The sequence below is a fragment of the Flavobacterium sp. genome, from assembly GCF_036405015.1.
GTDB lineage: Bacteria > Bacteroidota > Bacteroidia > Flavobacteriales > Flavobacteriaceae > Flavobacterium.
In genome coordinates this window covers 1-11,659 of record NZ_DASWYK010000173.1, presented here as the reverse complement: position 1 = coordinate 11,659, position 11,659 = coordinate 1, and the positions used below count along the sequence as shown (strand labels likewise).

Annotated in this window: 12 protein-coding genes and 1 tRNA gene; 9 read left to right on the top strand and 4 right to left on the bottom strand. The window is 32.6% G+C overall.

Going from position 1 to position 11,659, the window contains the following annotated elements; all coding sequences use genetic code 11:
- The 4 genes from VGE71_RS14255 to VGE71_RS14240 all read right to left on the bottom strand — a co-directional run.
- Positions 1 to 645, bottom strand: a 645-nt coding sequence (locus VGE71_RS14255; protein WP_331138935.1) for a 3-hydroxyacyl-CoA dehydrogenase family protein, incomplete at its 3' end; no start/stop codon positions are given.
- Positions 646 to 689: 44 nt separating this feature from the next.
- Positions 690 to 1,175, bottom strand: coding sequence for a MarR family winged helix-turn-helix transcriptional regulator (locus VGE71_RS14250; RefSeq protein ID WP_331138934.1), 486 nt, complete (start codon positions 1,173 to 1,175; stop codon positions 690 to 692).
- Between the two features lie 220 nt (positions 1,176 to 1,395).
- Positions 1,396 to 2,433 (bottom strand): WYL domain-containing protein, encoded by a 1,038-nt coding sequence (locus tag VGE71_RS14245; protein WP_331138933.1) that lies wholly within the window; start codon positions 2,431 to 2,433, stop codon positions 1,396 to 1,398.
- 201 nt (positions 2,434 to 2,634) lie between these two features.
- Positions 2,635 to 3,258 carry a hypothetical protein gene (locus VGE71_RS14240; protein ID WP_331138932.1) on the bottom strand — a complete coding sequence of 208 codons (624 nt, stop codon included), beginning with the start codon at positions 3,256 to 3,258 and terminating at the stop codon, positions 2,635 to 2,637.
- 532 nt (positions 3,259 to 3,790) lie between these two features.
- Here VGE71_RS14240 and VGE71_RS14235 point away from each other — a divergent pair.
- The 9 genes from VGE71_RS14235 to VGE71_RS14195 all read left to right on the top strand — a co-directional run.
- A tRNA-OTHER gene (locus VGE71_RS14235) sits at positions 3,791 to 3,908 on the top strand.
- A 252-nt stretch (positions 3,909 to 4,160) separates the two neighbouring features.
- Positions 4,161 to 6,401: a hypothetical protein gene (locus tag VGE71_RS14230; RefSeq protein WP_331138931.1), complete on the top strand. Its 2,241-nt coding sequence runs from the start codon at positions 4,161 to 4,163 to the stop codon at positions 6,399 to 6,401.
- A 58-nt stretch (positions 6,402 to 6,459) separates the two neighbouring features.
- Positions 6,460 to 7,008 carry a hypothetical protein gene (locus VGE71_RS14225; RefSeq protein ID WP_331138930.1) on the top strand — a complete coding sequence of 183 codons (549 nt, stop codon included), beginning with the start codon at positions 6,460 to 6,462 and terminating at the stop codon, positions 7,006 to 7,008.
- Positions 7,009 to 7,024: 16 nt separating this feature from the next.
- Positions 7,025 to 7,795: a hypothetical protein gene (locus VGE71_RS14220; protein WP_331138929.1), complete on the top strand. Its 771-nt coding sequence runs from the start codon at positions 7,025 to 7,027 to the stop codon at positions 7,793 to 7,795.
- Positions 7,796 to 7,798: 3 nt separating this feature from the next.
- Positions 7,799 to 8,527, top strand: coding sequence for a hypothetical protein (locus tag VGE71_RS14215; RefSeq protein WP_331138928.1), 729 nt, complete (start codon positions 7,799 to 7,801; stop codon positions 8,525 to 8,527).
- A 61-nt stretch (positions 8,528 to 8,588) separates the two neighbouring features.
- A complete protein-coding gene (locus VGE71_RS14210; protein ID WP_331138927.1) occupies positions 8,589 to 9,605 on the top strand; it encodes an RNA ligase in 1,017 nt (338 codons plus the stop codon).
- A 1-nt stretch (position 9,606) separates the two neighbouring features.
- A complete protein-coding gene (locus VGE71_RS14205) occupies positions 9,607 to 10,479 on the top strand; it encodes an AAA family ATPase (protein WP_331138926.1) in 873 nt (290 codons plus the stop codon).
- A gap of 95 nt (positions 10,480 to 10,574) precedes the next feature.
- On the top strand, positions 10,575 to 10,913 hold the full coding sequence (locus tag VGE71_RS14200; protein WP_331138925.1) for a hypothetical protein: 339 nt from the start codon (positions 10,575 to 10,577) through the stop codon (positions 10,911 to 10,913).
- Positions 10,914 to 11,036: 123 nt separating this feature from the next.
- Positions 11,037 to 11,659 (top strand): TatD family hydrolase (locus VGE71_RS14195; protein WP_331138924.1); only part of this gene is annotated, 623 nt, incomplete at its 3' end.

Sequence of the window (11,659 nt, the reverse complement as noted above, 5' to 3'; positions counted from 1 at the left end):
AATACCAATTCTGTTTCCAATAAATGCTGGAGTATCTTTAGCAACAACCGAAGTTTTTCCTAAGAATTTAGAACCGTATTCGTTTAAGAAATCCAATACTTCGTTTGAAGTTTTTGGACCAGGAATAATTTCAAATAATTTCAAGTAACGCGCAGGGTTAAAAAAGTGCGTTCCGCAGAAGTGTTGTTGGAAATCTTCGCTTCTTCCTTCGCTCATGAAGTGAATTGGAATACCAGAAGTATTAGAAGTAACCAAAGTTCCCGGCTTGCGGAATTTGTCGATTTGTTCGAATACTAATTTCTTAATATCTAATCTTTCTACAACAACCTCAATAATCCAGTCAACATTGGCAATTTTTGCCATATCGTCTGTCGTATTTCCAGTTGTGATTCGGCTTGCGAATTTCTGACTGTAAATAGGAGAGGGTTTTGATTTTAATGAGTTCGCCAAATGGTCATTTACCACACGGTTGCGAACGGCTTTACTTTCAAGCGTTAATCCTTTTTTAGCTTCAGCTTCTGTCAACTCGCGCGGAACGATGTCAAGCAGTAAAACTTCAACACCAATGTTGGCAAAATGACAAGCTATACCTGAACCCATAATTCCGGATCCAATTACAGCAACTTTTTTAATTGTGCGTTTCATACTTTAATTATTTGTTTGTAGGAGAAAATAAATGGCTTTAAAAGCTATTCTTTTTCTTTGTTTTCAGTTTGCTTCGCCAGTTCGCTGGCGCTCGTGTGATTGAATATGTTTTTATCGTGAATCAGTTCATTTATAATTTCGGAAACTTCTATAAAATGATTCAGTTTTTCTTCTGAAACATGTTTTCTAACAGTTTCATTAAATTTCAGAACGGTATTCTTAGATAAATCTCTTTTTTCTTTTCCAAAATCGGTAAGGTAGATTAAAACACCTCTTCCGTCACTTGGGTTCTTTTTACGAACAATTAAACCTTTTTCTTCCATAGATTTTAATGTTCTGGTCAAGCTCGTTGCTTCCATGCCCATTCTCGGACCTAAAGCGGTTGATGGCGTTCCCTCTTCCTTATCCATGCTCAAAAGTGCAAACCCGGTTGCCATGGTAGCATCGTATTTTGCAGCCTCTTCATTATACATTCTTGAAACAGCTTGCCATGTCGCTCTCAAAATATAATCTATCGTTTTGTCTTTCATAGGTAACTATATCGATTTCAAATATAATGAAAAAATACTATGCATGCATATTATTTTTTCATAAATTTTTGGTTAGTTAAATAATTCCCTTGGTTTACTGGGATTTTTGGTTATTTTATTTTGAAATATACTATTCTTTTCTTAGATTTTAACAATTTAAGTATAGTAAAAATCGTTTTGTTGTATTTATTTTGGTTTTAATTCTGGATTATTCAAAAAATTATGTGTTTGACTCAGTTTCGTTTTCAGGTTCATATCTCGAAATAGCTTGTTTTAAAATCTTTTTCATACGATTTCGTAAGCCCTCTGGCCTTAAAATTTCAATCGAACCTCCAAAGCCTAATAAAAGTCTTTCCATTTCATAATTTGGTGTAATGAATAAATGGACAATTATACTGTGATCTTCGTTTTCTTTGATCAATCGCTGAGATGGATGCAGCGGTTTTGTAATGACATAAGGCGCATTCGAAGCATCAATCCAAAGTTCAATACGTCTTGGCTGTAAACCAGAATTAACCGTTACACCTATAATATCTTTATAATATGATTCGGCATCAAAATCTTCTTCTATATAAGGAAGGTTAAAATCGTAATCTATTGCAACAATTCTATCCAAAGCAAGATTGGTAATGGGTTGAGAAGCTTTTGTCTTTCCAATTAAAAACCATCGATTATTAAATTCCTTCAATATAAAAGGATGAAAATGGAATTTAGTTTCTTCTCTTGATTTAAACGATTTATAGGTAATAATCAGAACCATTTTTTTGATGATTGCCTGATAGATTTCATCCAAATAATGAAGTCCTTTTAAATTTTCATTTTTATCCAAATAAATAACGGGTTTGGTATGCGATTTTTCGGCATAGATTTTATCTTCCAATCGCTGTAAAATATCGGACACATCATTAAATAAAGAGAAATCTTTAAATTGTTTCAACATCGAAACCGTTTCGGTCAAAACATTCATATCGGTTTCTGTCAACGGAATATCTGTAATGGTGAAATCTTCATCCTCGTATTTATAATACTTTTTATCGTAAACCACGATTGGAGCATTATAACCGAGTTTTTCGCTTCGCATCAATTGAATATCCATCTGAATCGTTCGCTTACTAATCGGAATATCTCTGCCTTCATATTCAGATAAGGCTTCAGAACAGCATTCGATTAAATCTTCAAGCGTCCATTGCCTGTATTTATTCTGAAGACATTTGTCGATTATTTTGTACCGAATTAAGGCGTTTTTGTTTTGTGACATACTGTTTGTTGTTTTTGCTCGCGAAGTCGCGAAAGTGCAAAATTCTATAGTTTAAAGGTTATATTTATTTCACGCAGATTTTACAGATTTAAGCTGATTCAACAGATTATTTGAAATAATAAAAAAATCTTTTTAGATCTGCACAAATCTGTAAAATCTGTGTGAAACAAAAAAACTTTGCGTCTCAGCGACTTTGCGAGATTATTTTTTGCTTTCTAAAAGGATTATCTCTTTTTCAATATTTCGTCTTGCTTTTTCTTCATATAAACTCCTAAATTCATCTGTTTGAAAAATAAATTCATATTCTAGAAAATGTTTCAATGCTTTTGCTCTTCCAGGTTTGTATAGAAAATCAGGATAAATGCGATATTCTTTTCTGATTTGTTCAAAATAGATTTTATAGTCGTCCCAATCTTTAGCAAGGATTTTCAAATCAAAATCAATTAACCAATTAATATCTTCATTTTTATTTTTTGCATGAAGTTGTGTAGCACAAATAGCATCAAAAACGAATTGCTTATTTAAAGTGTGATTTTCATTTAAAATCGACAAAGCAAATTCGGCACTTTTCAATTCATTATCTTTTTTTGAAGCCGAATAAACAAAGTCATGATAAAAAATTGCAAACAATATTTCGTTCGGATTATCAAGACGATTACGATAGATTTCAAAACTCTCCATCATTTCTTTTAAATGGGTGAGATTATGATAATACCTTGATTTTTTGGAATATGCCTTTTCTAAATCAGTCCATTTTTGCTGAATTTCAGTATCTTGAAAACCAATATTTAGAAGTAGATCGGTGTAGATTTTTTTTAAATCCATATTATTATGTGTTTGGATAGAGCTTCGGAGAAGCGAAATATGTATAGCAAATTATAAAATCCAATCGTAAAGCTCCAGCGGAGCGACACTTTGGTTTGTTTTAATCAATAAATATTTCGCCCCGCTGGGGCTCTTTTAGGTATGCATAGAAAACAGCTATAAATATTTCGTCCCGCTGGGACTTTTAACTTTTATATTAATTCAAAAAAAACACCAATATGCCGTCCTATTGGGACTTACACGGTTTTAATAAAAAAATATTTACTCAAATTTAAAATTCTTTTTTTACTGCGCAAAATAATTGCGTAGTGGTTTTGAAATCTTTGTTCAAGAAATAAAACAAATAGTATTTCTAAAAAATGAAACAAAAATTTTATTACGCAAAATAATTGCGTACTAGTTTAGAAATCTTTGCTCAAGAAATAAAAACAAACGTTCATAGAAATAAAAAATGAAAAAATAGGTCAAGTTTGAGTTACTTCGAAACACTTTCCACGTATTACTTAAACAATTACCTTTTATTCAATATCATGAAGCAGTAGCTCAGCGGATAGAGCAGGTAGTTTTGAAATTATCCTTAAAAGGTCAATCCAAACTTACTTCTTACGCTTTTAACGTCCAGGTCATGGGTTCGAATCCCATCTGCTTCACTATTAATGGTCAATTGAAACTTACTTCTAGAAATCGGTTTTTTCTGGTTCGAGTCCAGCTAGTTTTAAAATTATCATTAGTAAAAAAAGCGAGGGTCAAAATTAGCTTACTTCTCGGGGAAACCCACAAACTTCCAATTTGAATCAGCTAATTCATTACACTCCAATTTAAGGTCAAGTGCTTCTTACTTCAAACACTCTTTTAGGTAGAACTCAGAAGCACCATTATCTAAATTTTAAAAATTAAAAAAAATGAAAACAAAAGAATTATTAAAAATCAGTTTACGTCAAAATGCTATTTTCATTCCATCAGAAATGATTACGAATGATAATAAGAATTTATCAGGAACAACATCGGTTTTCGTAGCCAATGTTTCAAAACTCGGATATACATTTTCTGAAACGTTATTACAGGCTTTAAATAATGTCAGCCCAAATTATAAAATCGAGGTTTTAGAAGTGCTAAGAGAAGTTTTAGGAACCGATAAAAACTGGACGCCATTGGTAAAAGAATGGAATGTGCCAACTAATGAATCGGTTATAGATCATATCATTACGTATTTTGGAAATGTTTTTCAAACAAAAAACGGAACAAAATTACAATGCGGACATATAATTCCAGATCATACTTTTCCATTAGAAAGATATAACGGTTGCCCGTTTTGTGGTACTCCGTTTGAATTCGGAAAATTGGAAAATATCGGTCAAGGAAGCAAATTAAAAGTGCTTGAATTGTGGAATGAAAATGATTTAGAAAACTTCTATATCTCGTTATTACAGTCAAAAACTGCTTTAGATGCTACTCAAGTAGATAGTTTAAAAATGGCGATGAAATATTTGGCTATGCCAAAAACTGAAATTGCAATGAAGGAAACTTTAATGCTAGTGATCGATCTTTTGATTGAAAACGGGAATGAAGATTTGGCTTCGCAGTTTTTGAAAACGCCAACCGATATCTTACGTTATTTATGGTATAAAAATACCGGAATGTTGCAGATTATCGAACCAAAAACGATTATCAAAAGAACGACTAAAAACGGTCAGCATTTTCATAATTCGTTAGATACAAGCATTCAGGCGAGAATTGCTTCTAAAAAAGATTTGAAGCTAAAATATTCTCGAAAAGAATGTTTGATGGTGGCAAATTGGTTGAATAAAATGGATTTGGATGTAGAAACAATGTGCGAAATCATGCATCCGAAAAGAGGAATGTGGGTTCGTTTTATCCGAGCGTTGCGTTTGGCAGAATACAGCAAAAGAAAAGGATTTGAGAAATTGAATTTTTTGATGGATGTATTCTACAACCAAGTGTACGATGTTTGGCAAAGCAAAGTAAATTCGTCAAGATTGAAATTTGATGCCGATAAAACATTTGGATTGTTGAAACAACGTCCAGGTTTGTTTGCACGTTCGTTGTTTTCGAATATGCTTTGGTTTGGAGCGAAGGAAACTATTGCTCATTTCGAAGAAGTTATCGATAAAGTTCCAGCGCGATTGGTATTTACATTAAACATGTATGCACAAAATTACTTTGATGTAAACATGCAAAGAAGTGTGAAGCCTTTGGGTGGAACAAACAAACGTGTGGGATCAAATCCGTTGTTGAAGTTGTACGAAGATTTTATGTTGAACGATATGAAAAATCAAATCGAAGACTTGACTATTTTGGCGATGAAAAAGCGATTTGCGTCGGTTTCAAATCCAAATAAAACAATTTATATCGATCCGCAATTGTTTAATATTCCGGTTTCTATCGGAGATCGAAGCGATACAGTTCAGGATTTGCCAGTTGCTTTAATGGGAACCCGTTTTCCAGTTGAAGGAAACGAAGTGCGATTGTTTATGCAATGGGGTAAAGATTTGCCAGCGCAACATTTAGATATGGATTTAAGCTGTCATATCGCATACGAAGACCGTTCAGATATTTGTTCTTTCAGCCGATTAACAACTACAGGTTGTCAGCATAGTGGTGATATCAGAAGTATTCCGAATAAAATTGGAACTGCTGAATACATCAATATCAACATCGATGAATTAGCGAAAGCCAAAGCAAAATTTGTAACTTTTACTTGTAATGCGTACAGCAACGGAAGTATTACACCAAATCTAGTTGTGGGTTGGATGAATAGTAAATATCCGATGAAAATTTCGGAGAGAACAGGTGTTGCATACGATCCGTCGTGTGTAGATCATCAGGTTCGTGTGACACAAAATGTTGCCAAAGGTTTGGTTTTTGGAGTGTTGGATGTAGCCAAAAGAGAAATCGTTTGGTTAGAGATGACTTTCGGAGGTCAGGTTGTGGGTGGTTTGGATTTCAAAGGAGTTCAGGCGCTATTGGCAAAATTGAACAGCAAATTGAATATTGGTAATTTATTACAACTAAAAGCGGAAGCTCAAGGTTTAACGATTACCGAAAATGAAATCGCTGATGAGGTGTACACAGCGCAATGGGCGATGAACCTAGCGGTTGTGACACAGCTTTTAATAGATTAATTTTAAAACCACGGATTTGTAAATGAGATTCGTGGTTTTTTACTTTTAAAATTGAAATATGTTAACGATTAAAGATATAAAATACAAAGCCGAAAAGTATTTCAAAAGAATAGAAATCATTAGTGATAATGTTTATGGATTTCAAATGCAACCAAATGCTAAATTCCTAAAAGGAATCAGCAGAAAACAAATTGATGAGTTGCAAAAATTGTTTGGATTTGATTTTCCTTGGGAATATAGAGAAATGTTGTTGATTTTTTCAAATATAGATGCACATTGGATTTCTATTAATCCCGATGATAAATCAGATGTTGAATATAAGCGTGAAAACTTTTTTTACCAATATCCTGAAGATTATGAAAAGTCAAGATGGATTATTGAAGAACTTAATGATAATATAATTGAAGCAGAAAAAGTCTTAACTGAAGCTGGTTTTGATGTGTCAAAAATTGTAGGATATATTCCGATGTTTCATCATCGTGTTCTGGTAGTTTTTGAAGATAAATATCTTTCACCCGTTATTTCTGTCTGGGGAGCTGATATTATTATGTTCGGTAATAATTTGAGAGAATATTTAAAAAATGAACTTTTGAATATAGGTTTTTAAATAAATAATTAGCAAAATGAAAACAACTTTTCCTTACCCATATTATGTTTATGGTTCTGATGATTCTACAGATTTAGATGTAATTATCGTTATTTCAAAAGAAGAAATGCCTGAAAAACAGGAAGACAGAAAAAACAAAGTATTGGCACTTTTGAACGAATATGATCTGGATTGGAATGCAACTTTTGCGGTAATTGAAAACGGAAAAATAACAGATACAATTTTTACTAAATCATGGATTGATTTGCTTAATAATGCGTTACTCGAAACGTATTTATTGCATGAGCAAAAGCATGAATTATTAGTAAAAGAAAAACATGTCAGAAATAAAACACTCGCTATTTACAAAGCGGTTCGTACTGTTTTGACAATGCTGACCAGAACGGAGTATCGAACTCAAATTCGTCCAATTTTAAAAGGAATCCACGATTTTAATTTAAAACTGGAAGCACTTAATAAGATAGATTTTGTTTCGATTTCTCAGTTCAATCAGAAGAATACTGATGATATTGATATTTGGAAAATCATTGCTTTTTATGTGGGCCAAAATATCGCTTTACTTGAAAATGATGTTGAAATATATACCAAGAAAAAATTGGTACATCATTTCAAAGATTTGGAACCTTTTATTTATAGAAAAGTTGTTGGAGAGAATGACAAAAAAATATTACAAAATTATATTCATCATTGGTTGTCACTAATTCATAATTTTGGAGCGTTTCAATCAGAAAATGGTTTTTTAACTTGTAAAGAGGAATGTATTGATATGTTAAATGAAAAGTTCTAAAAAATGAAACTGCCAATCTATCAAATATTTGGTTCTGAAAATTCCCTCGATCTCGATTTGGTTTTCTTTATTGAAGAAATGCCCGAAACGATCTTAGAAAAACTTTCACTATCTAAAGAACTCAGTCAATCTATAACATCATTTTTTCCTGAAAAAGAAATAAATGCCAATCTTGCTGTGCAACGAAATGGTCATTTAGTTGAAGTTTACAAAGGCACAACAGACGAATTGAATAATGCATTATTTTATACTTATAAAAATCATCATCAGAAATTTGAAAACCAGATAACGAAACTTTTGGTTCGAGATATTGATTTGAAATTTTTGAGAAGCATCCGAATGATTTTGTCTTTTTTAAGTAAAACAGAACACAGGATTTTAATTAAAAATGCTTTAAAAGGAGATTTAAACGAAAAGATTCTCGCATTAGAAAAAATTGATTTGAATCAAATTGCTTCTTTCGGGAAAAATACGAACCATTTGGATATTCTAAAATCAATTGCATTTCAGTTAGGACAAGCCATTTCGCTTCATGAAGGAAAAGAATTGTACACCAAAAATGAAATTGCAAATGCGTTTCCAGATCTGAGAAAATATCTTTTCAGAGAAGAAAACACCGATTTTGAAAATTTACAAAAATGGCTTTCTAGTTTTATAAAGATTATCAAAGACAGAAGTTTAAGAATGAAAAATAAATCGGAATATAAATATGAAGATGAAAATAATTTTTAATACTAACTACGCAAAATAACTGCGCAGTAGTTTTTGAATCTTTGTTCAAAGATTAGAACTCATGAATACAGTATTATTAAAAGAGATGATTTCGCAGAATTATATCAAGGTAAACAAACACCCTGAACACGATTTGTATATTTATAACTATACACAAAGTGCACAATTTGAGCGAGTTTGGAACGAAATCACCATAGCTTGTCGCGGACTTATTTTAGACGCTAACGATACTGTTGTGGCAAGACCTTTTGTGAAGTTTTTTAATCTGGGTGAAATCGAAAATCAAATTCTGCCAGAAACTGCTTTTGAAGTTTTTGATAAAATGGACGGTTCACTCGGAATTTTATATTGGATAAACGATCAACCTTTTATGGCAAGTCGCGGTTCTTTTTCGAGCGAACAGTCGGATAAAGCAAATGAAATGCTTCACGGAAAATATAAAAATTCATGGGCTTTACTGGATAAAACCAAAACCTATTTGTTTGAAATTATTTATCCTGAAAACCGAATCGTTTTAGATTATGGAAAATTAGAAGAACTGGTTTTGCTTGCTGTTATCGATACACAATCGGGCGAAGAATTTGAACTTGAAGATATTGGTTTTCCATTGGTTCAAAAACTAAACGGAATCAAAGATATTCATGCTTTATCTGCTTTAAATCAAAACAATAAAGAAGGATTTGTGATTAAGTTTGCCAATCATTTTCGGGTAAAAATTAAGTTTGAAGAATACCTTCGTTTGCACCGAATTATTACTCAGGTTTCGAATTTGAATATTTGGGAATATTTAAAAACAAATCAGTCATTCGAAGAAATTCTAGAACGTGTTCCTGATGAATTTTTCAGCTGGGTAAAACAAACAAAAACCGATTTGGAAAATGAGTATAAAGCAATCGAAAATCAATGTAAATTAGATTTCAAGGAGTTAGAATCTCGTAAAGAAACCGCATTGTATTTTCAGACTTGCAAATATCCAGGCGTTTTGTTTTCGATGCTTGATGATAAAAAACATTCAGAAGTTATTTGGAGAATGATTCGTCCAAAATTTGAAAAACCTTTTAATAGAGAAGAAGAATAAAATGAGAAAAGTAATTTTAATGAAAGGATTGCCAGGAAGCGGAAAATCGACTTTGGCAAAAAAAATAATTGCAGAAAATCCTGAAACCTATAAAAGAATCAACAGGGATGATTTACGTGCGATGTTTGATAACGGAATTACATCTCAAAGTAATGAGAAGTTCGTTAAAAAAGTACGTGATTTATTAATTGTAAAATCTCTTGAAGAAGGAAAAAATATTATCATTGATGATACAAATTTGTCTGACACCAACTTTAAACGTATTTCGCAATTGGTTCAAGAATACAATGCAAAATTTAACGAAAAAGTTGAGGTTGAAGTTATCGAAGTAAATACAGATCTGGCAGTTTGTATAGAAAGAGACGCTTTGAGAGAAAAACCAGTGGGAGAAAAAGTAATCAGAAAAATGCACCGTCAATTTTTTAAAGATTCTCCGGAGTATTGTAATCAAAACCCAGATTTGCCAAAAGCAATTATCTGTGATCTTGACGGAACTTTGGCTTTAATGAATGGAAGAAATCCGTTTGATGCAAGCAAATGTGATGAAGACGAAATCAATAATCCAGTGGCAAATGTGTTGCGAAATTACAAGAAACTAGGATATGAAATTTTGCTGGTTTCAGGAAGAGAAGACCGATACAAAGAACCAACATTGCGTTTCCTTCAAAAACACGAAATCGAATACGACGATCTGATCATGCGTAAAACAAAAGACAGCCGAAAAGATTCGATTATCAAAACTGAAATCTATAACGAATTTATAAAAGATAAATACTTCGTAGAATTTGTTCTTGATGATAGAAATCAAGTGGTGGATACTTGGAGAAATGATTTAAAACTACCTTGTTTCCAGGTGTATTACGGAGATTTTTAGTTTTTGAGGGAAAGAGGAGCAAAGGTTTTCAAGTACAAAACTTGCGAAGATCATTCTCATTTTATATCATTAAATATTGCTTAAAATTTTGAGGAATGCTATTAATAGAAGATAAAAGAATTAGAGCATTAATTAATGCGTTTGAAAGAAATGGATGGGAAAAAGTTGGTTTTAGTGATCAAGTTATTGAATGGTATTTTGCTGAAATAATTGAATTTGTTTCGATGTGGCGTCCTCAAGGAAAAAAACTCTTTATAGTCTTATTAGTAGACAGACTTTATTATCCTAAAAAGAGTATTAGAGAAATTGGTTTTTCGCAGGAACCGTGCAATACTAGTGATACTTTTATTGAAAGTATTGATTTGAATGATATTTTAAAAACAGACTTGAAAAAATTTTGTGAACGCATAAATAGTAAAGTTTTATGCTATTAGTTTAAAAGCTGTTGTAAGTAAAAAACTTTACGCCTTAGCGGTCAAATAATAAAATAACAATAAGACTTAAAGAGAAGAAACCTTTGTCCCTCTGTCCCTTTGAGCCTTTGTAACTTAAAAAAAATGACATATATAGACATAGGAATTAATTTAACCAACAAACAATTCCAAAACGACATAGACGATGTCGTACAAGACGCCCTCGACGCCGACGTATCACAAATGATACTCACAGGCACAAGCGTACGAAATAGCGAAGAATCGGCCAAAATTGCCCGACAATACCCAGGCGTATTATACGGAACAGCAGGAATTCACCCGCATGATGCGAAGAGTTTTGATGCGCAGAGCATTTCGAAACTAAAGAATTTATTACAGCAGAAACACGTAGTTTCCGTTGGCGAATGCGGACTCGATTTCGATCGTGATTTTTCGCCTCGAAGCAAACAGGAAGAATGTTATAGGGCACAATTAGAATTGGCGATTGAAGTTCAGAAACCTTTGTTTTTGCACGAAAGAGCCGCTTTTAGTTCTTTTATGAATATCACAAAAGACTATCTACCAAAACTACCAAAAGGCGTTGTGCATTGTTTCACAGGAAGTCTGCAAGAAGTCAAAACCTATCTTGATAACGGATTTTATCTGGGTTTTACGGGAGCGATTTCAGATGCCAAACGTTTCGCTCATTTAAAAGAAGTCATTCAGTACGTACCGCTCGACCGAATGATGATTGAAACCGATGCGCC

Coding starts and splice junctions, on each gene's coding strand:
- VGE71_RS14240 (WP_331138932.1), bottom strand. CDS start 3,258: ATGGATTTAAAAAAAATCTACACCGATCTACTTCTAAATATTGGTTTT.
- VGE71_RS14210 (WP_331138927.1), top strand. CDS start 8,589: ATGAATACAGTATTATTAAAAGAGATGATTTCGCAGAATTATATCAAG.
- VGE71_RS14230 (WP_331138931.1), top strand. CDS start 4,161: ATGAAAACAAAAGAATTATTAAAAATCAGTTTACGTCAAAATGCTATT.
- VGE71_RS14225 (WP_331138930.1), top strand. CDS start 6,460: ATGTTAACGATTAAAGATATAAAATACAAAGCCGAAAAGTATTTCAAA.
- VGE71_RS14200 (WP_331138925.1), top strand. CDS start 10,575: ATGCTATTAATAGAAGATAAAAGAATTAGAGCATTAATTAATGCGTTT.
- VGE71_RS14250 (WP_331138934.1), bottom strand. CDS start 1,175: ATGAAAGACAAAACGATAGATTATATTTTGAGAGCGACATGGCAAGCT.
- VGE71_RS14215 (WP_331138928.1), top strand. CDS start 7,799: ATGAAACTGCCAATCTATCAAATATTTGGTTCTGAAAATTCCCTCGAT.
- VGE71_RS14245 (WP_331138933.1), bottom strand. CDS start 2,433: ATGTCACAAAACAAAAACGCCTTAATTCGGTACAAAATAATCGACAAA.
- VGE71_RS14220 (WP_331138929.1), top strand. CDS start 7,025: ATGAAAACAACTTTTCCTTACCCATATTATGTTTATGGTTCTGATGAT.
- VGE71_RS14205 (WP_331138926.1), top strand. CDS start 9,607: ATGAGAAAAGTAATTTTAATGAAAGGATTGCCAGGAAGCGGAAAATCG.